This window comes from Collinsella sp. CLA-JM-H32B (genome assembly GCF_040098065.1).
GTDB lineage: Bacteria > Actinomycetota > Coriobacteriia > Coriobacteriales > Coriobacteriaceae > Collinsella.
Genome location: NZ_JBBNNA010000001.1, coordinates 402,387 through 421,964, shown reverse-complemented (window position 1 = coordinate 421,964; position 19,578 = coordinate 402,387). Strand labels below are relative to the sequence as shown.

The following is a 19,578-nucleotide window of genomic DNA, read 5'->3' as shown; positions in this document are numbered from 1 at the left end:
ACGGTTCGGGCCTTTTTGTGTCTCGAGGACTCGTTAACGCCCTGAAATAGGACCGCCTTCGGCATCGGTTGCTCGTCAAAAACTAAGTGAGTAGACTTTTTGGAACTTGCCGAGCACACCATCCATATTGCTTTATAAAGCCGCAGGTAAATGACTTGTTACCAAACGGCCTGGTCGCCAAAGTGCCAAAAGTCTACTCACTTAGAACCGCAGCCGTCCACGATCGAGCTGTTTTGCGTCTAACGGGCATCTTTCCGTCGATTACCCCCAATTTTGTCCAGTCAACGAATAGTTCAGACCGGAGTAATGCCTCAGCCCTTTGCTCATCCGGGCTTTTATCACGATATTCAGCATCGAGCATCCTGCATACGGCCTTAACGATCGCGCGGAATCTATCCTCATCGGATATCTGTCTGTGTGTCAGGAGAAGTACATCGTAGCCCATGGCCTGAAGGGCCGTCATGCGATCGGCGTCACGCAAGCCATCCCCTGCGCGTCCGTGCGAGGCCTTTCCCTGACATTCAATGGCCACCTGTCGCCTGCCGTCCAGCGAAGAAAGTAGTAGGTCGATATATACACGGGACTTTCCCACAATCGCTCGAGCACTTGTGCTTAGCGTCACTTCGACATTGAGCTCTATGCCGCAAAACCCTTCGCCTCCCAGGGCTCGCGGCAGTCCAAGCAACAAATACGCCTCGACCTCAAAAGGCGACGCGGCACCCAATGGAACGAGTTGCGATACCGCCATAAATCTATTGCCGTAACGCATCCCGCAAACATCTGAACAAAAACGGTCAAGGTCTCTGCCCAAAACCAAAGCGTCTCGACGCCATAAATTTGAAGCGGCGCCGTCCTCGGACGGGCAGCGCACCCAACCGAACGTTGTCGAAATCGCGCCCGAATCAATTGCACGCGAAAGCTCCGCCTCGAGTGCCGCTGGCAGAGCACACACCGCAAACAGGCCGCACATCTCCGCCAACACAAAAAGAAGCTGAAGATCCGTCAGATGCCGCGACATGATGAATGCCGTCAGTAGAGGAGACGTAATCAAAAATCCATGCTCCGTTTCCAGCACGGATTCCCTGGGAAGCTCGCCCAGGAACAGCCGCTGCCTAATGCCGGCAGAGCATGTCCGTTTGCTTCTCGTCCGAACCAATGTATACAACGGAAAGCCGAGTGCAACCGCAGCCGTCGGGTTACGGGCGAGGTCATATCGCTGCCGATCTTCTTCCGGCCGTGGAAGCGGCGGACACAAAGCGCGGACCTGAGGAGGCAAACTCAAATACCTAAAAGCCGATATGTCACAAAGTAAATCCTTCATAGGCACAGGAAAACACGCATTTCAACCCAGCTTGTCTCGCATTGGCGCGAACGCACCAAAAATGGCACCGAACGGACTGTCAAGTTTTCAACAGCCCTCCCCAACTGACCAAAAGCTTGCCGAGAGCTGGACAAAGTTTTGTTGAAAACCCCATTTTTTTCGCATGCAGAAGCTTTGCGCGGCAAGTGAGTAGACTTTTTTGAACATCCCGAGCAGGCCGGTCATCCTGCTTTTCAAAACCACAGGTAGATAGCTTGTTACAAAACTGCCTGGTCGCCAAAGTGCCAAAAGTCTACTCACTTAGGTTGCAGAGTGCTCCCATTAGCTGCAATTCCAAGGTATTAAGCACTTTTGGACTCAAATCGTCATACTGAACAAGAATTTGACTTGAGTTTTCAGGGACAGATGCGCCATCGGCACACCAATAGCAGTCACTGACATCGACGAACGGGATACCCGAGCGCGTGAGGGCCCGCACAAAAGAGCTTCCACCCGCTCCGCGCTCTGCAGCCACGGTGCAGTAAAGGCCGGCGTCTGCATGCTCGATTGAAACCTCCCCTGCCGGAAACGCTTTCCGCACAAGCGCCATCAGGCCATCGCGTGCCTCGCGAGCGCGCACACGCACGCGGTTCACATGCCGCTCGTAATCACCCGATTCCAGCAAACGCGCCAAAGCGACCTGGTCAACAGAGCTCACCGACGAAGCGTAAAAACCAAGGTCGCGCCCAAACCGTTCCATCAGCTCATCGGGCAACACCATGTACGCCAAACGCAACGCCGATGAAAGGCTCTTCGAAAACGTGTTGGTGTAGATAACCGACTGAGCGGCATCGATCGACGTGAGCGCGGGAATCGGCTTGCCGGCAAGGCGAAACTCACAATCAAAGTCGTCTTCGATGAGATACCGGCCCGGCTGCTCGGCTGCCCAGCTGAGCAGCGCGTAGCGACGCGCAATGCTCGTCACAAGGCCGGTCGGATACTGATGGGACGGCATCAGGTGAAGGACATCGGTCCCGCTTTTCTGCAGAGTGCTCAAGTCCACGCCCTCATCATCCAACGGGATATGTCGAACTTTGCAGCCCATAGCCTGATAGATGCGCGTCAGGCGCAAATAGCCCGGGTCCTCAACGGCATACACCCTGTCGGCTCCAAGCAGCTGAACCAACATGGTATCGAGCAGCTGGGCGCCCGCACCGATAACAATGTTGTTGGGGTCGACATTCATGCCCCTCGTCCCACGCAGGTGGTGAGCGATTGCGCATCGTAGCCGAGCGGTGCCCTGTGCCGGTGCGGGCGAAAAGATCTCGCGCTCGTCTTCGGATGCCAGCGTCGCCCGCAGTGCGCTTTGCCAAAGCCGCGCCGCCTCCAAAGTGGAAGGAGAAAGTGCGTCGAATTGCTCGACCCGTCCATCAACATCATGTGCGTTAAGACCCGCAGGAGCGGAATCTCGATCAAGCTCTGTCTCAGCCAAGGGCAAAACGGGTGCATCCGGAAGCTCACAAGCGTAGTAGCCACGACGCGGCATTGAGCAAATATAGCCCTCGGCAAGTAGCTGGCTATATGCATTCTCGATGGTAATGACACTGATTCCCAGATGACTGGCAAAGGTACGCTTAGACGGAAGATGCTCCCCCGCCGCAATGCGTCCAGCAACGATATCATCTCGTATTTGCTGGTAAACATACTCATAGAGCGATGCTCCGCCGCGTTTTTCCAAATTGTAGTCAAGCATGAGCCTATCACCTGACCTTATTAAGTCATTCAATCTGGTATTAGTCTGACCTTGTCATTATCTCGAAAACTGAGTATTTCGCCATACCCAGCTCCCAGATAGGATGTTCCGTCAAGCAATGCACATGCCAACCAAGGGAGCAACCATGGCAGAACAGACCAGCAAGGCCGATCGCGTCAAACTCAACCGCGAGCTCGCGCAGATGCTCAAGGGCGGCGTCATCATGGACGTCACCACGCCCGAGCAGGCACGCATCGCCGAGGAGGCGGGCGCCTGCGCCGTCATGGCACTCGAGCGCATCCCGGCCGACATCCGTGCCGCAGGCGGCGTCTCGCGCATGAGCGACCCCAAGATGATCAAGGGCATCCAAGAGGCCGTCTCCATCCCCGTCATGGCCAAGTGCCGCATCGGTCACATCGTCGAGGCGCAGGTCCTTCAGGCCATCGATATCGACTACATCGATGAGTCCGAGGTTCTCTCCCCCGCCGACGATGTCTACCACATCGACAAAACCCAGTTTGACGTCCCGTTTGTCTGCGGTGCCCGCGACCTGGGCGAGGCGCTGCGCCGTGTTGCCGAGGGCGCCACGATGATTCGCACCAAGGGCGAGCCGGGCACGGGCGACGTCGTTCAGGCTGTGCGTCACATGCGCAAGATCCAAAATCAGATCCGCGACGTTATTGCCCTTCGCGATGACGAGCTCTTTGAGGCAGCCAAGCAACTGCAGGTTCCGGTCGAGCTGGTGCGCGAGGTCCATGCCACGGGAAAGCTTCCCGTCGTGAACTTTGCCGCCGGCGGCGTAGCGACCCCCGCCGACGCTGCGCTGATGATGCAGCTGGGCGCCGAGGGCGTCTTTGTCGGCTCGGGCATCTTTAAGAGCGGCGACCCGGCCAAGCGCGCCGCCGCCATCGTCAAGGCCGTGGCAAACTTCACCGATGCCAAGCTCATTGCCGAGCTTTCGGAGGACCTGGGCGAGGCCATGGTCGGCATCAACGCCGACGAGATCGAGATCATCATGGAGGAGCGCGGACGCTAGTCCGGCAGAAAGGATCGCACATGAGCGATTATGCAGACCAAACGGTCGCCGTGCTGGCGGTCCAAGGTGCTTTTGCCGAGCACGAGGCGAGGCTGTCCGAGCTGGGCGCACACTGTATTGAGCTGAGGCAGGCGGCTGATTTGAAGCAGGACTTTGACCGTCTGGTACTTCCCGGCGGCGAGTCTACCGTTCAAGGGAAGCTGCTTGATGAGTTGGGCATGCTCGAGGAGCTTCGTGCCCGTATCGCTGAAGGCATGCCCGTCCTGGGCACCTGCGCCGGCCTGATTCTGCTGGCTCACGACCTTGCCGCCCATGACGATAAGGGCACGCCCCGTTTGGCAACCATGGATGTGCTTGTCGAGCGCAATGCCTACGGCAGGCAGCTCGGCAGCTTTCGAACCAAGGGGCAGGTAGCCGGCATCGACGGTGAAGTGCCGCTGACGTTTATCCGCGCGCCCCGCATCGTCGAGGTCCACGGCGACGCCAAGGCCTTAGCGAAAGTCGACGAGCGCATCGTCGCCGCCCGCCAGGGCAACCAGCTCGGCGTAACCTTCCACCCCGAACTCGACGAAGACACCCGCCTCCACGAACTGTTCCTACAAATGTAGGCAGAAAACAAACGAGCGTGGATTTTCGGACGCATAGCAAATGAGAGTGGATAATCTCCCACTTTGAGCTTGAATGCAGACTCAAACCGGGAGATTATCCACTCTCATGCTATGTAGTCGTTGGGGACGTTCTTAAACGACTAGTCAAACAAGAACGTCCCCAACGACTAGTATTTATCCCCAACGACTAGTCATTTAAGAACGTCCCCAACGACTACCTTTCGCCAGAGCGAGGGAGGCCCTTTTGGGGCGAGATGACGCCATAGGTTGAGCATAAGTCAGCGAGCGGGCCGCATTTGAGGCAAGGTGACGTGAAACGAAAGGGCGCAGACCTTCTGGTCGCGCCCTTGAAGTTGAACGTCAGATTGTCCAAATGCGGCCCGCGCAGCGTCGAGCCGTTACGCGGTTTGGTAAAACCGCGTAACCCAACTAAAAACGGTTGCCGCGGAAGCCGCCGCCGTTGCGGCCGCCACGATCGCCACCGCGACCGCCGCGGTCGTTACCACGGTTGCCGCCGAAGCCGCCACGGTTGCCGCCGCGGTCGCCATAGCCACCACGGTTGCCGCCAAAGCCGCCGCGACCGCCACGGTCGCCGCCACGGTCACCAAAGCCGCCGCGGCCGCCACGATCGCCACCGCGACCGCCACGATCGCCGCCACGGCCACCGCGGTCGCCAAAGCCGCCGCGACCGCCACGGTCGCCGCCGCGGCCACCGCGATCGTCACGGCCGCCGCGAGGACCGCGGTCCTCGTCCAGGCCCATGGCGACGAGCGGAGCGATAACCTTATCGAGAGCGGCCATCAGCTCGGTGGCCTCCTCATAAGAAAGCTCGGGCAGGAGCTTCTCCTTCTTGTTGGCAAGCTCGACCAGGCCCTCAGCGGCATCCTCGGCAGCAAAGACGACGATCTTGCGCATATCGCCCTCGGCGTCGTCGATGCGGCCGACCAGATCGGCAGCCTCGGCCTCGGCCATCAGGCCATCGAGCTCACGAAGGCGCATGCCCAGCAGGTCGGACATTTCCTTCTGCTCCATCTTGGGCTTGAGGTCAAGAAGCTTGATGGCGCGCTCGATGTTCGCCATGCGCTCGGCCTTGGCCTCCTCCTCCTTGGAAATAGCAAAGCGACGGCTACGCAGCAGGCGGGCGGCCTTCTGCATCTTGTCCATCAGCTCTTCGTCATCGTAATCAACGGCGGCCTCGACAACCTCGGCCTCCTCCTCGGCGGAAACCTCGTCAGCAGCCTCAACCTCGGCAGCTTCGGTCTCCACGGTCTCGACTGCCTCAACCTCGGCAGCCATGGTCTCGTTCTCGGTCTCGTTCATGATCTCTTCGTTCTCAGACATGAGACTCCTTCTTGGCCCTCTCGGGCATCATCGCCCCATTCGCGGGGCCCGTCGCGCACTCTTTGCGCTTTAAACATTCATGCCTCTCGGCAAAACGTCCATTAGTTTATGGTGTCGCCCGCTAATCTAGCTGCAGAATCTATGTGCACACATTAATGCGACATGTGCGACTCGCGGCGAGCGTACACAACCGATACCACAAATCCGACCACGGCAATTACAGCCGCCACACGCACGGCTGCCGCAAATCCAATCGCCTGGGCAACGTCGGTCGCAACGCCAGCGGCGCCGGCAGTCGCCGCAGAACTCGAGAGCAGGCCGATAAACAGCGACGGGCCAAACGATGCGGCAATCATGTTCCACGTGTTGAGCAATGCCGTTCCGTGAGGATGCTCGGCGACAGGCAGCGTCTCCAAGCCGGCCGTTTGCGAGGGGCTCAGCACCAAACCGACTCCGGCATACACAACAACGGTCAGCGCCACGACGACGCCGATGTTCATGCTTGCGGCCGTCATCGAGATGACAGTCTGCCCCACGGCGATCAGGGCAAAGCCGACCGGCAGCAGCGGCCATGCGCCACGGGCGTCCATCACGCGTCCGCCCACAATCGAGGTCACAGCATTGCAGGCAATCGCCGGCAAAATGAGCAAGCCCGCAACAAGTGCGGTCATGCCGTATGCGCCCTCAAAATAGAGCGGCAACAAAACGCTCATCGAGAACGTCGTCATCATCGATACCACCACAAGCAAGCACGCAGGCCAAAAACGAACGCTCGCCATGGGACGCACGTTAAGCACCGGATGCTCGAGCTTGAGCTGGCGGGCCGCAAACAGGCCGAGCAGCACAATGGCGGCGAAGAGCGTCGCGATGCCGGCAATCAGATTGGTCGAGAACTCACCTACGGAATACACAAATGCCGTAATACCGGCAGCGAGCAAAACCACCGACAGAATATCAAGCGTGGTGTTCGAACGCTCTCCGACATTCTGGACATGCTTTACGCCCGCCGCAGCGACCGCAATGCCGCCCACCAGCGGCACTACGAATACCGCCCTCCAGCCAAATAACGTGCACATAAGACCGCTGATCACGGGTCCAAACGCCGGTCCTAGCGTAATGCAGGCGCCGCCCAGGCTCAGATACAGACCGAGCTTCTCGCGCGGGGCACAAGACAGCACCACATTCATCATGAGCGGAAACAAGATGCCCGATCCCGCAGCCTGCAAAATACGGCTTGGCAGCAAAACGCTAAACGACGGAGCGACCAGGCACAGGACTTCGCCGGCGACCATGCATCCGCATGCGAAAAACAGCAGCTTGCGCGTCGAGAAACGACCGGACAGGAAGGCCATGATAGCCGTAAAGATCGACGTCACGATCATGTAGCCCGAAACGAGCCACTGCGCCGTGGTGGCACTCACCGAAAAGGCCGCCATAATGTCGTGCAGCGCCACGTTAATGATGTTCTCGTTAAACGCGGCAACAAAGGCTGCGATATACATTACGGCGAGAAGCGCCGCAGTGGCCGATGGCGTTACTTGAACTTGTTGCTGAGATTTGCTCCCCATGCATTTCCTTCCTCTTGGAACGAGAGTCGCATCGCCCCAGAGGAACAGTCCAGGGCGAAAAATGAGCCCTAGACTTACGCCAGACGCCGTACACGACGAGTCTGGCAACATGGTCCAACGTCGAAAGATTGTAACGCGGACGCACAGCTTTCCTTCCGCGCTATTATTAAAAGTCCACGAAAGCATGAGACATGAGGAGCCCGCCATGATTAAGCCCATCATGAAATCCGAGTTCTTTTTGCGCCTGCCTTCCGAAGACGCGGGGCCCGACGATGCCGCGACCGGGCAGGATCTCCTGGATACGCTCCACGAGCATGAGCACGAGTGCGTGGGCCTCGCCGCCAACATGATCGGCGTGCGCAAACGCATCATCTGCGTAAAAGACGGCAACAAGACGCTCCTGATGTACAACCCTCAAATTCTTGAGCAGGTCAATGCCTATCAGACAAGCGAAGGATGCCTCTCGCTAATCGGCGAGCGTCCCTGTACCCGCTATCGCCGCATTAAGGTTGAGTATTTGGACGAGAACTTTATCCACCGCATCAAAAACTTCTCGGGCTACACCGCCGAGATCATCCAACACGAAATCGACCACTGCAACGGCGTCGTGATCTAGTTCCGCCGATTCAAGAAAGCTCCCTGCAGCCAAGCAACTGCAAGGAGCTTTCGATTGTATGGGGCCTCTATCCCTTAGCTCTGGCGGTAGTGATCGAAGAAGTCGGCGAGGTCTTCGAGCGACTCTTTAAGCACTTCCATGCGCGGCAGGTACACGATGCGGAAGTGATCAGGCTCGGCCCAGTTAAAGCCGCCGCCGCGCGTGATCAGGATCTTCTTCTCGTGCAGCAGGTCGAGAGCAAACTGCTCGTCATCGGTGATGTTGAATTTCTTCACATCCATCTTGGGGAAGATGTAGAACGCCGCACGCGGCTTAACCACCGAGATGCCGTCAATCTTGTTGAGCGCCTCATACACAAAGTTGCGCTGCTCGTAGACACGGCCGCCGGGACGGATGTAGTCGTTAACGGACTGATGGCCGCCGAGTGCCGTCTGGACGATCGACTGAGCCGGCACGTTGGAGCACAGGCGCATGTTAGAGAGCATGTTGATGCCCATGATGAAATCGCTCATACAGCGCTGGTTGCCCGAAAGCACCATCCAGCCAATACGATAGCCCGCAATCATGTGCGACTTGGAAAGGCCGCTAAAGGTGACGCAGGGCAGATCGGGAGCGAGCGAGGCAATCGAGACGTGCTCGTAGCCGTCCATGCACAGACGGTCGTAGATCTCATCGGCAAAGATCATGAGCTGGTGCCTGCGCGCAACCTCGACGATGCCCTCGAGCACCTCGCGCGGGTAGACCGAGCCCGTGGGGTTGTTGGGGTTGATGATGACGAGGGCTTTGGTCGCGCTCGTGATCTTGGACTCCATATCCTCCAAGTCGGGATACCAATCCGCCTGCTCATCACACAGATAATGTACGGGATGACCGCCGGCAAGGGTTGCGCACGCCGTCCAGAGCGGATAGTCGGGGCTGGGGATCAGAATCTCGTCGCCATTGTCGAGCAGCGCGTTCATCGAAAGCTGAATGAGCTCGGACACGCCGTTGCCCGTGTAGATGTGCTCCATCTGAACGTTGGGCAGGCCCTTGATCTGCGAGTACTGCATAATCGCCTTGCGCGCAGAGAACAGACCGCGCGAGTTGGAATAGCCTTCGCAGTCGGGCAGCTGCTGGCGCATGTCCTTGATGACCTCGTCGGGCGTGCGGAAACCGAAGGGCGCCGGGTTGCCGATATTGAGCTTGAGAATGCGCTCGCCCTCGTCCTCCATACGGGCGGCCTCGTCGACGACGGGACCGCGCACATCATACAGGACGTTATCAAGCTTGGTGGATTTAGAAAAAGTACGCATGGTGGTGCTCCTTGGAATTTGAGCTGAGGGATGGGGTTCGGGCTTGGAAACGTTACGGGGCGATGATGCCTCGCCTTGATCGGCGTCACCGGCAAGCAGCCAGGTAACATCGACCTCCAAAATGCGGGCGAGCAGCTCTGCCACATCGCGCCGCGGAATCGTCTTGCCGCTCACATATTGGCTCATCTGACTCTTGCCGAGTTTTTTGCCGAGCATCTCCGATGCGCGGATTACGTCCGACTGGCGAACGTCGCGATCGGACATAGCCTGTCGCAGGCGATCGCTAAACGTCTCTTGGGCCACTAGAACCTCCTTGCTGGCAAAGTTCAATTTATAGAACACGAATTGAACCAGAGTTCAATTTAGGCAGCAGTATAGCGCGGCGCATTATCCGGAAGTTCAATTTCACAAGAAAATGTACCGAACCCCGAGAATTGTCCCAAAGTGGGCAACGGGTACGCGCCTTTAGAGATATTCAAGGAGACGAGCCGCCGCAAGCGAAACGTCAGCGGTGCGGTATATTGCGTTGATCTGCCGATGAGGATGTCCCTCGAGCGGGCGCACGGCAACATCGAACTGGCAGCGGCGCAAGATGAGCGCCGGAAGAATGCTCACGCCCAGGCCGTCCTCGACCATAGCCATAATCGCATAATCATCCCAGGTCGACAGCTTAGAGCGCACCGCCAGACCCGCGCGACGAAACAGCGGCGTAATCTCGTCGTCGCTACCGCGTTCCAGCAGAATAAATTGCTCGTCAGCCAAATCGGCAAGGGAAACGACCTCCGCGGTGGCAAGCGAGGAGTCCGCTGGCACCACGGCCATCAGCTCGTCTTGCACCAACGGCCGCGACGCCATGCCGGCGCCGCGTGGCTCGCGCGGAATAAAGCCCAGGTCGCAGCGGCCTTCCGCCACCCATTGCTCAATCTCGGAGTAATCACCCATCAACAGCTCGTAATCGACATCCGGATGATCGGCGCGAAAGCGCGCAATCACCGGCGGCAGCACGTGGGTCGCCACGCTCGAAAACGTACCGATGCAGATTTTGCCGCGCATGAGCCCACGCATCTCATCCACCCGTCGCTGCAAGCGAGTGAATTCCTCGCAGAGCGCCTCGACTGCCGGCATGACCTGCCGCCCGTCGGCAGAAAGCACTACGCCCTCGCGGCTTCTATCGAGAACTTTAAAGCCCCAGTCAGCCTCAAGATCGGCCACCATACGGCTCACGCCCGACTGCGAATAGCTCAGCCGCTCGGCGGCGCGCGTAAAGCTTCCGGCGCGCACGGTCTCCAGCAGCACCTGCATCTTTTGAATATTCGTTTCCACGGCACCCCTCCACCTTTGCATGAGTTTTTCTCATGCTATCCATGCATTATATTCGCTTTTCTTCTAAAGCCAGTTCACCCATAGTGAACATGCTCGGATATAGAGGGGATGTCAGCGTATGAACAACGGACTGTTTACGTACTTAGCAGCATTGCTGTTGTTTGGCTCCAACGGCATCATCGCCGCCGTCATCGCGCTCCCGAGCTCCGATATCGTGCTCCTGCGCACGTTTTTGGGCGCGCTCTCGCTTGTCACCATCCTCGCCATCACCCAACGCCATAAGTTGCAGGCGCCATCTCGCCCCCGCGAAGCCGCAGCCCTCCTCCTCTCGGGAGCCGCGCTGGGCGCCAGCTGGATTTTTCTGTTCCGAGCCTACCAGACGATCGGCGTCGGCGTTTCCTCGCTGCTGTACTACTGCGGCCCCATCATCGTCATGGCCCTCTCCCCGCTCATCTTTGGCGAAAAACTGACCGGCGGCAAAATCGCCGGGTTTATCGCCGTCGCCTGCGGCGCTTTTCTCATTGCAGCGCAAGGTCTAGGCGGCAATATGCCCATTGCGGGTATCGCCTGCGGCATCGCCTCGGCATTTTGCTATGCGCTGATGGTCATCGCCAGCAAGGGTGCGCCACACATCGAAGGCCTCGAAAACTCCACGCTCCAGGTGAGCGCCGCCTTTGTGACCGCGCTGGTCCTCACGCTCATCACGCAGGGCGCCCCCTCATTCCTGTCCGTCGGCGTCGCCGCCAGTATTGATTGGCGCGCCGTTGCCATGCTCGGCATTGTCAACACCGGCATCGGTTGCCTGCTCTACTTTAGCGCCGTCGCCAAACTGCCCGTGCAGACCGTCGCCGTCGTCGGCTACCTTGAGCCGCTTTCGGCCGTCGTGTTCTCGGCCGTCCTTTTGGGCGAAGCCATAACACCGGTCCGCCTGATGGGCGCCGCGCTTATCATCGGCGGCGCGATTTTTTGCGAACTCGCCGGCAAACGCGCAAACGCCAAGGCTAGCATCGCCCAGACAGCACGTGCTTAATAGCCCCTGCTCTGAAATACTACCTGCGTATATGAATAATCCCCAGATGGGGATTATTGTCTAAAACACCCCGATGTGCCAAACTGCTCTTATATGTATAAAGATGGCATAAAGGTCTACTGCTCGTGGCAGAGGCCAGATGTCCAAGGGAGTCCACGTGGCACACAACAAGCTGGAGGCAAGCCTCCAAGACCAGCGTAGTCAAGGCGGACATGGCGCCATCCCCCTCTCCGCTGGCATGCTGCTCGTAACGCTCGGCGTCGTCTATGGCGACATCGGCACGAGCCCCATGTATACCATGAAATCAATTGTCGCCAACAACGGCGGCATCGGTACCGTTAGCGAGGACATGATCTTGGGCGCGCTCTCGCTCGTTATCTGGACCATGACGCTCGTGACCACGGTCAAGTACGTGGTAATCGCCATGAAGGCCGATAACCACAACGAAGGCGGCATCTTCGCCCTGTTCAGCCTCGTGCGCAAGGTGGCACCATGGCTGATTCTGCCCGCCATGATCGGCGGTGCGGCACTGCTTGCCGACGGCATCCTCACCCCCGCGGTCACGGTCACCACAGCCATTGAGGGCCTGCGCACCATCGAATGGGGCCATGCGCTTTTGGGCGACGGCCAGACCAATGTGATCATCATCACTATCATCATTATCTGCGGCCTGTTTGCCATGCAGCGCGCCGGCACCTCGTCGATCGGCAAGCTGTTCGGCCCGCTCATGACGCTGTGGTTCCTGTTCCTGGCAGGCGCCGGCCTGTTCAACATGCTCGGCAACCTGTCCATCCTACGCGCGCTCAACCCCATCCGCGGCATCATGTTCCTGTTCTCGCCCATCAACCACTCGGGCATCATGGTGCTCGGCTTCGTATTCCTGTCGACGACCGGCGCCGAGGCGCTCTACTCGGACATGGGCCACGTTGGCAAGGCAAACATCTATGCATCCTGGCCGTTTGTTAAGGCGGCGCTTATCCTCAACTACCTGGGCCAGGGGGCTTGGCTGCTCGCCAATAATTCCAACCCCCAGATGCTCGCGATGGATATCGTCAACCCGTTCTATATGATGCTCCCCGAGCCCCTGCGCCCCTTTGCCATCGTGCTTTCGGCCGTGGCGGCCATCATCGCCTCGCAGGCGCTCATCACCGGCTCGTTCTCGCTGGTATCCGAGGCCACGCGTCTCAACCTTATGCCGCACCTGCGCATCCACTACCCCAGCGACACCAAGGGCCAGCTCTATATTCCGCTCGTCAACAACATCATGTGGGTCGGCTGCATCTTCATCGTGCTGCTATTCCAAAACTCTGAGCGCATGGAAAGCGCCTATGGCCTCGCCATCACCGTGACCATGCTCATGACCACCACACTGCTGACGAGCTATATCGCCGGCATCCTCAAGCACAAGCTGGGTGCCTGCGTCTTCGCCCTGCTCTTTGGTGCCATTGAGCTGTGCTTCTTCGCTTCGTGCCTCACTATGTTCTTTGACGGCGGCTACGTCATGATCTTCCTGGCCGCGCTGCTGTTCGGCCTTATGTATGTGTGGCGCCGCGGCACCGCCATCGAGCGCACGCAGACGATCCTGCTGCCCGTCTCCAAGTACATCGATCAGCTCAACCGCCTGCGCAACGACGAGACCTATCCCGTGCTCGCCGACAATCTGGTATTTCTCACCAACAGCCCCGACCCGCTCACGCTCGACCGCGACGTGCTTTATTCCATCCTGGACAAGCACCCCAAGCGCGCCAAGGCATATTGGTTCATCAACGTGCACGTTACCGACGAGCCCTATACGCACGAATATTCCGTTGAGACCTTTGGCACAGACTTCCTGTTCCGGGTGCGCTTGGACCTGGGCTTTAAGGTCAATCAGCGCATCAACGCCTACCTGCGCCAGATCGTTGGCGACCTGATGGCATCGGGTGAGTTGCCGCCGCAGCATCACACCTACTCTATCTACGAGACACGCGGCAACGTAGGCGACTTCCGTTTTTGCATGCTGCGCAAGATGCTTGCCCCCGAAACGGACATCAACCGCAACGACCATCGCGTCATGGCCATCAAGTACGCCGTCCGCCGCGCCTGCGGAAGCCCGGCACGTTGGTATGGTCTCGAGAACTCGGCCATCATCATTGAGTACGTACCGCTCTTTGCCCGCATGCGTCCGGCCGTTAAGCTCGTGCGCACCCAGGTGCCGCTCGAGGTTCAGATCGAAGAGGCCGAGGAAATGGAAGTCGACATCTTCTCGGACGACTTGGTCAACGGCAACGAGGCCGGCAAGAGCATGAACGTCGATCCCACCGAGCTGCTCGAGAGCGTCGCCGATACGCCCGAGCAACAGCAACTCGACGGCCTCGAGAGCACCCAGCTCAACGACGCCAACTTCTAGCGACGTTACAAATCAACGACAGCGGCCCTGCACCTCACGAGAGACGCAGGGCCGCTTTGCATTGCAGTAAAGCTAACGGCTACGAACGGCGCGGCTCGGGAACCACGAGCCTATCGGGGCTCGCGCCCTCGGCATCCATCAGGCTCACGTAGCGAATCGACGGATCATCATACATCGCGTAGTAATAATTGCCCGTGCGCGCGCTAAAGCATCCGGTGTAGATAGTCTTCTCGAACTTGCCATCGCCCATCCTGGACGCTCCCTCGATCATCACCACGCCCTCGAGCGAGCGGAACATGCGAACGACGTTTTCGGTCTCGCTCTCCTTTTGCGGGTAATTGGCATTGAGGTACGCCGCCTTTACAAAACGGCTCGGCGAATAGCAGTCACCCGGAATACCGCGCATGCCGGCGCCCGCGCCATAGGGCTTGAGCTCGGCGCCACGCCATGTCGCCGTCTGCGGAAAATCACTTGTGGCGGTGATATAGGTGCGCAGGTTTTCCATGTGCCACGGGAAGGTCGGCTGGTTGGCAAGGGTGTCGACCGGATCGTCGTATACATGCAGGCCGTCAGCCATCATCTCGACCACGATGCTGCGCTGGCTGTCGCCGATAATCCAATGGAGCAGCGACACGCCCAGCCCCTCTCCGGCAGATTTGGCGACAATCACCGTGTCGCGCAGCGCGGCCTCGACCTCATCGACCGTCGAGAACGTCGCTGCCACCCACAGGGGAAACTCATAGGCCGCGATATTGGTCTTTCCATCAACCGGCCCCTCGGCATACTCGGCATAACCCGGGAAATTGAGGCCCGCCACGGCGAGGCCCGCATCGTTGCCGCAATCGAAGAACATAGGGTAGTTCTTGTAATCGATGCACATACCGATCACCGCGTGTGCCGCTGTCGCGTCGTCGATAAACGAATACGGAATCTGAAACCCGCGCGGCATCACGCGAACCTGTTGGCCGTAGTCAAAGCTCCAGTCGAGGTTGCGGCCTAGATACATGTGGCCAGAATTATCGGTAAATCGAATACTCGTGCACATAGCGCCTCCTAGCTTTACGTTCTTGCTAATTTCATTGTCTCCAAACAAAAAGGCGCTAAACACAAAAGCCCGGACATGACAACAATGTCACGCCCGGACTATTCAAGCTGGATAAACTCAACCAAGTTAACCCCGCAGGTCGTCTAAGGGGTCAAAGTGCCGCAGATTGCCACGAAAGAGGAGCGCCGCGTACTAACGGTACGCAAGCGACGATTGAGCGGCAAGGTGCGGTGCTTTGGTCCCCTTAGACCAACTTGCCGAGACAGTGGTCGATCATATGCTGGATCATTTGTGCCTCAAAGCCCGCGTAGTCGTGGCGGCACTCCTTCATCTTGCCGTCGACGATCTGGTCAAAGGCAACCTTGCACTTGATGTAGCGCGTGGACTTGGTGATCTCCTCGTGCGTCAGGCAGCTCTCCTCCATCTTGCTGGCACCCAGACCAAACACCAGACGGGGGTTGTAGAGCACGTGGGGCTCGCCGGCATCGTCCAGGTAGACGCAGACCTTCTTGGTGACGCCAATCTGGTTGGCGGCAAGGCAGCCGGCATCGTCGAGCGACTTGATGGTATCGATCAGGTCCTGTGCCACCGACTCGTCCTCGACGGTCGCGACCTCGCAACGCTGGGACAGAATAGCCTCGTCGTGGCAGAGCTCTTTAATCATACGTTCCTCCATAGGGGTCGTTGTAACTGCTTAAGTATACGGTACCCACACATTTTCATACGGAAAATACCGCCCGTCCGCTACAAAGCGCCGAACATCAACATGTGAGGAACAGCAAGGTTGTAAAGGCGATATAGTGAATGAGTTCGTGTCAATCGGCCTAAACTCGGGGCCGAACAAGGAAAGGGTATGCATGGACGAACTTTTTCACATCAGTGAGCGCAAGTCCACAATCGGGACCGAACTTCGCGCTGGACTGACAACATTCCTGGCGATGGCCTACATCATCGCCGTCAACCCCGCAGTGCTCTCGGGCGCTGGCATCGATGCGGGAGCGCTCGCCTGCGCCACCTGCCTGGGCGCCGGCATCATGACCATCTGCATGGGCATCTTCGCCAACCGCCCGCTCGCCTGCGCTTCGGGCCTGGGCATCAACGCCATGATCGCGGGCATCGCCACCACCATGTGCGGCGGTGACTGGCACGTGGCCATGAGCGTTATCTTCCTCGAGGGTATCGTCATCTTGCTGCTCGTCCTGTGCGGCCTGCGCGAGGCCATTATGGACGCCATCCCCGTGGTCCTGCGCCACGCCATCTCGGTTGGCTTGGGCCTGTTCATCGCCATGATCGGCCTGTGCGACGCCGGCATCATCACCGCTGGCGCCGGTACGCTCGTCGGCCTGGGCAACATCGCCTCCCCCACCTTTATCGTCGGTATCATCTCCATCATCGTGACGGTTGCCTTGGCTTCCCGCAACGTGCCGGGCTCGCTGCTCATCGGCATCATCGTCGCCGTTATCGCCGGCATCCCGCTGGGCGTCACCCACGCCCCCGAGGGCCTCATCGCACCGCTCGACTTCTCGACCTTTGGTGCCCCGTTTGCCAGCACCGCCGACGGCAACATGGCCATCGTGAAGGTTCTGACCGACCCGATGCTGCTCGTCGTTGCCTTCTCGCTGCTCATGAGTGACTTCTTCGACACCATGGGCACCGCGATGGCCGTCGCCAAGCAGGGCGAGTTCTTGACCGAGGACGGCAATGTCGAGGACATCCGTCCCATCCTGGTCGTCGACTCCGTGGCCGCTGCTGCCGGTGGCTTTATGGGCGTCTCCTCCATCACCACCTTCGTCGAGTCCACCTCTGGCGCTGCCGACGGTGGCCGCACGGGTCTCACCTCCGTCACCACCGGCGTGCTGTTCATTCTCGCCGCGTTCTTCTCCCCCATCGTCACCATCGTTTCCAGCGCCGCTACCTGCGGTGCTCTGGTCTACGTCGGCTACCTCATGATGAGCGAGGCCTTCGAGATCGACTGGTCCGACGTGTCGCAGGGTTTCCCGGCGTTTATGATTGTCGCCGGCGTGCCCTTTACCTACTCCATCTCTGCCGGCATTGGTCTGGGCTTTATCGCCTACGTGATCGTCGCGCTCTTTAAGGGCGAGGCCTCCAAGATCAAGCCGCTCATGTGGATCGCAGCCCTCGCCTTCCTCGTCTACTTCTTTGTAGCGTAGCGGCAAAGCTGCCAAAGCAGAACACCAAAGCGCGGAGTCGCATCGAGCGGCTCCGCGCTTTTCTTTTAAAGCCAGGCAACGCACGGACGCGCGATGTTTTGTTTCCCAAGTTTTGGACATTTTGCCCTCCAAACGGCACTACCGCCGGCTACATCCTGCAGATATGCTGAACTTAATCGCATAGGCCCTATGAGGATGGGAGTAACCATGGCCGCCTTGTTCACGACCCCCAAGCGCAATGACAAAACCTCTGGAGCCCATTTTGTCGAGCCCGACGTGCGCCGTCGCACGCTGCTCGCACACGGCAGTTGGCGCCGCGGTAGGCGACGAGGCGGGCACCTGGGCCTGGGACGGCGCCGACGACATGAAGCTCAACGGCTATAACGGCGGTGCGATCCAGGCTGCAGGCAAGCTCAACATTGCGTACGAGGGCAAGAACACCGTGAAAACCGAGCCCGATTACACCGGAGCCGCCATCAAGGCGCAGGATGGCACTAACCAGAAAGCAGAGCTGAACATAACGAGCTCGAAGAGCTCGGATGAGCTCAATGTGACAGCCGAGGCCGATGCGATTAAATCCACAGGCGACCTCTCCATTTCTGGCCCAGGCGCTGTGAACACCACGAGCACTACTTCCGACGGAATTGAGGCAAAGGGCGACCTCTCTATCACGGGCTCGGGCACCGTGAATGCAACGGGCGGTACCGAAGGTATCCAATCCAAGGGCAAGACCACCATCGATTCCTCTGGCACCGTGATCGCTAAAGGAGGCGAAGGTTACGGCGTCGCCGCGGGCAGTGACCTGATCATCAAAGGCGGTGGCAAGGTAGAAGCAAGCTCGATAGAAGAAGCGGCGATTTGGGCTGACGGCAACATCGACATCTTGGGCGGCAGCCAGGTTAAGGCAAACTCCGAGGAGGATCTTGCCGTCGACACTGAGGGCAGTCTCGCGATCACGAACGCCTCCCTTGACGCAAGCGGTGTTGAATATGGTGTCTATGCCTACAAGGGCATCACGCTCGATGGCGCAACCGTGACGGTCCGTACAAGCGCGAGTGGCGGCCAGGCCATCGCCCTCATCACCGACGGGGACGACATCGTCATCAAGAATGGTTCCATCGTGGACGCGTTCGCGGAAGGCAAATTCTCGGTTGCAATCTCTACCAGAAACCACCAGCCAAACGTCGCTGGCGGCCACATCCACATCAGCGACTCCGTTGTTAAGGCTATAGCCCGCTATATCGAGACCGGTGGCGATGGCCCCGATCACTACAGCAACGACCAAAGCGGCGCGGTCATCCCTGAGCCTAGGGGTCTGAACATCGGTATCTTCGCCCAGACCTACGAGGGCATCACGCCCGCGAGTATCTCGATCGTCCGCAGCAAGCTCACGGCCGAGGGAGACACGGCGGCAATCTTCGCTCTTGCCATAAGCGAGGATGGCAAGGCGATTGGCACCATCGAGATCGAAGGCGCTCCCATCCAGACGCCCGCAGGCGGCAAGATCATTAACTATCGCTACGAAGAAGAGTACGGCCCCAGCATCTCCTACGAGGCAGGTCAAACCATCGGCACGGGCGACGCCACGATCGACTCCCCCTACGATGCAGCCGTCGCCAAGAGCACGGTCATCGTGCCTCCCGAGGAGACCAAACCCGAGGAGAAGCCCGGCGAGACCAAGCCCGAGGGCTCCAAGTCCGAGGGCACGAAGACAACCAAGACCGTTGCAGTTGCAGCCACGGGAGCCAAGATCGCCGGCAAACTCGCGGCAACCGGCGACGCCTCGAGCGCAGCCATCGTGGCAGCCACCCTTGCGGGAACAGCCGCCATCGCCGTAGGCGCCGTGGTGAGCCGCAAGCGCTCGTAAACACTTTTTCGCACGGGACGGGTGGATCGCGGCCCTTGCCTTCCTCGTCTACTTCTTCGTAGCGTAAGGGCAAGGCTGCAAAAGCTGAACAATAAAGCGCGGAATCGCCATGCGGCCCCGCGCTTTTCTTTTAGCGCCGGTCCCTGCGCCGGCGTGCGGCCTATTTCTCCCCCATTTTGGCCATTTTGCCCTCCAAACGGCACTACCGCCGGCAACATCCAGCAGATACGCTGAATCTA

General features: G+C 58.9%; 15 protein-coding genes. 7 read left to right on the top strand and 8 right to left on the bottom strand.

Features of this window, described 5'->3' with window-relative positions; genetic code table 11:
- Positions 1 to 193: 193 nt before the first annotated feature.
- Positions 194 to 1,075: a hypothetical protein gene (locus AAA138_RS01745; protein ID WP_349089322.1), complete on the bottom strand. Its 882-nt coding sequence runs from the start codon at positions 1,073 to 1,075 to the stop codon at positions 194 to 196.
- Positions 1,076 to 1,613: 538 nt separating this feature from the next.
- Complete coding sequence (locus AAA138_RS01740) at positions 1,614 to 3,053, bottom strand: PLP-dependent aminotransferase family protein (protein ID WP_349089321.1); 1,440 nt, start codon at positions 3,051 to 3,053, stop codon at positions 1,614 to 1,616.
- Between the two features lie 145 nt (positions 3,054 to 3,198).
- Between AAA138_RS01740 and pdxS the strand changes: the two genes are divergently transcribed.
- Entirely contained in the window at positions 3,199 to 4,089 is an 891-nt protein-coding gene (gene pdxS / locus AAA138_RS01735; RefSeq protein WP_349089320.1) for a pyridoxal 5'-phosphate synthase lyase subunit PdxS, read from the top strand.
- 20 nt (positions 4,090 to 4,109) lie between these two features.
- Positions 4,110 to 4,697 carry a pyridoxal 5'-phosphate synthase glutaminase subunit PdxT gene (gene pdxT, locus AAA138_RS01730; protein ID WP_225093316.1) on the top strand — a complete coding sequence of 196 codons (588 nt, stop codon included), beginning with the start codon at positions 4,110 to 4,112 and terminating at the stop codon, positions 4,695 to 4,697.
- 429 nt (positions 4,698 to 5,126) lie between these two features.
- On the opposite strand, the gene AAA138_RS01725 is transcribed toward pdxT, so the two are convergent.
- Positions 5,127 to 6,038: a hypothetical protein gene (locus tag AAA138_RS01725; RefSeq protein WP_035137032.1), complete on the bottom strand. Its 912-nt coding sequence runs from the start codon at positions 6,036 to 6,038 to the stop codon at positions 5,127 to 5,129.
- 152 nt (positions 6,039 to 6,190) lie between these two features.
- Positions 6,191 to 7,606 carry an MFS transporter gene (locus AAA138_RS01720; RefSeq protein ID WP_349089319.1) on the bottom strand — a complete coding sequence of 472 codons (1,416 nt, stop codon included), beginning with the start codon at positions 7,604 to 7,606 and terminating at the stop codon, positions 6,191 to 6,193.
- A gap of 205 nt (positions 7,607 to 7,811) precedes the next feature.
- On the opposite strand from AAA138_RS01720, the gene AAA138_RS01715 reads away from it, so the two are divergent.
- A complete protein-coding gene (locus tag AAA138_RS01715) occupies positions 7,812 to 8,222 on the top strand; it encodes a peptide deformylase (RefSeq protein ID WP_349089318.1) in 411 nt (136 codons plus the stop codon).
- Between the two features lie 74 nt (positions 8,223 to 8,296).
- On the opposite strand, the gene AAA138_RS01710 is transcribed toward AAA138_RS01715, so the two are convergent.
- Positions 8,297 to 9,778 carry an aminotransferase class I/II-fold pyridoxal phosphate-dependent enzyme gene (locus AAA138_RS01710; protein ID WP_349089369.1) on the bottom strand — a complete coding sequence of 494 codons (1,482 nt, stop codon included), beginning with the start codon at positions 9,776 to 9,778 and terminating at the stop codon, positions 8,297 to 8,299.
- Between the two features lie 201 nt (positions 9,779 to 9,979).
- A complete protein-coding gene (locus AAA138_RS01705; protein ID WP_349089317.1) occupies positions 9,980 to 10,837 on the bottom strand; it encodes a LysR family transcriptional regulator in 858 nt (285 codons plus the stop codon).
- A gap of 118 nt (positions 10,838 to 10,955) precedes the next feature.
- On the opposite strand from AAA138_RS01705, the gene AAA138_RS01700 reads away from it, so the two are divergent.
- Positions 10,956 to 11,867 carry a DMT family transporter gene (locus AAA138_RS01700; RefSeq protein ID WP_349089316.1) on the top strand — a complete coding sequence of 304 codons (912 nt, stop codon included), beginning with the start codon at positions 10,956 to 10,958 and terminating at the stop codon, positions 11,865 to 11,867.
- A 139-nt stretch (positions 11,868 to 12,006) separates the two neighbouring features.
- Positions 12,007 to 14,256, top strand: a complete 2,250-nt coding sequence (locus tag AAA138_RS01695; protein ID WP_349089315.1) for a KUP/HAK/KT family potassium transporter — start codon at positions 12,007 to 12,009, stop codon at positions 14,254 to 14,256.
- 79 nt (positions 14,257 to 14,335) lie between these two features.
- On the opposite strand, the gene bsh is transcribed toward AAA138_RS01695, so the two are convergent.
- Both bsh and AAA138_RS01685 read right to left on the bottom strand, forming a co-directional pair.
- Positions 14,336 to 15,301 carry a choloylglycine hydrolase gene (gene bsh / locus AAA138_RS01690; RefSeq protein WP_349088429.1) on the bottom strand — a complete coding sequence of 322 codons (966 nt, stop codon included), beginning with the start codon at positions 15,299 to 15,301 and terminating at the stop codon, positions 14,336 to 14,338.
- Positions 15,302 to 15,545: 244 nt separating this feature from the next.
- Positions 15,546 to 15,965, bottom strand: coding sequence for a peptide deformylase (locus AAA138_RS01685; protein ID WP_349089314.1), 420 nt, complete (start codon positions 15,963 to 15,965; stop codon positions 15,546 to 15,548).
- Between the two features lie 193 nt (positions 15,966 to 16,158).
- On the opposite strand from AAA138_RS01685, the gene AAA138_RS01680 reads away from it, so the two are divergent.
- Both AAA138_RS01680 and AAA138_RS01675 read left to right on the top strand, forming a co-directional pair.
- Positions 16,159 to 17,472, top strand: coding sequence for an NCS2 family permease (locus AAA138_RS01680; RefSeq protein ID WP_349089313.1), 1,314 nt, complete (start codon positions 16,159 to 16,161; stop codon positions 17,470 to 17,472).
- A gap of 262 nt (positions 17,473 to 17,734) precedes the next feature.
- Positions 17,735 to 19,339 carry a hypothetical protein gene (locus tag AAA138_RS01675; RefSeq protein WP_349089312.1) on the top strand — a complete coding sequence of 535 codons (1,605 nt, stop codon included), beginning with the start codon at positions 17,735 to 17,737 and terminating at the stop codon, positions 19,337 to 19,339.
- Positions 19,340 to 19,578: the final 239 nt, after the last annotated feature.

Bases quoted from the DNA above. Each gene is read 5' to 3' on its own strand.
- AAA138_RS01740 (WP_349089321.1), bottom strand. From the start codon at position 3,053: ATGCTTGACTACAATTTGGAAAAACGCGGCGGAGCATCGCTCTATGAG.
- pdxS (WP_349089320.1), top strand. From the start codon at position 3,199: ATGGCAGAACAGACCAGCAAGGCCGATCGCGTCAAACTCAACCGCGAG.
- pdxT (WP_225093316.1), top strand. From the start codon at position 4,110: ATGAGCGATTATGCAGACCAAACGGTCGCCGTGCTGGCGGTCCAAGGT.
- AAA138_RS01725 (WP_035137032.1), bottom strand. From the start codon at position 6,038: ATGTCTGAGAACGAAGAGATCATGAACGAGACCGAGAACGAGACCATG.
- AAA138_RS01720 (WP_349089319.1), bottom strand. From the start codon at position 7,606: ATGGGGAGCAAATCTCAGCAACAAGTTCAAGTAACGCCATCGGCCACT.
- AAA138_RS01715 (WP_349089318.1), top strand. From the start codon at position 7,812: ATGATTAAGCCCATCATGAAATCCGAGTTCTTTTTGCGCCTGCCTTCC.
- AAA138_RS01710 (WP_349089369.1), bottom strand. From the start codon at position 9,778: ATGTCCGATCGCGACGTTCGCCAGTCGGACGTAATCCGCGCATCGGAG.
- AAA138_RS01700 (WP_349089316.1), top strand. From the start codon at position 10,956: ATGAACAACGGACTGTTTACGTACTTAGCAGCATTGCTGTTGTTTGGC.
- AAA138_RS01695 (WP_349089315.1), top strand. From the start codon at position 12,007: ATGTCCAAGGGAGTCCACGTGGCACACAACAAGCTGGAGGCAAGCCTC.
- bsh (WP_349088429.1), bottom strand. From the start codon at position 15,301: ATGTGCACGAGTATTCGATTTACCGATAATTCTGGCCACATGTATCTA.
- AAA138_RS01685 (WP_349089314.1), bottom strand. From the start codon at position 15,965: ATGATTAAAGAGCTCTGCCACGACGAGGCTATTCTGTCCCAGCGTTGC.
- AAA138_RS01680 (WP_349089313.1), top strand. From the start codon at position 16,159: ATGGACGAACTTTTTCACATCAGTGAGCGCAAGTCCACAATCGGGACC.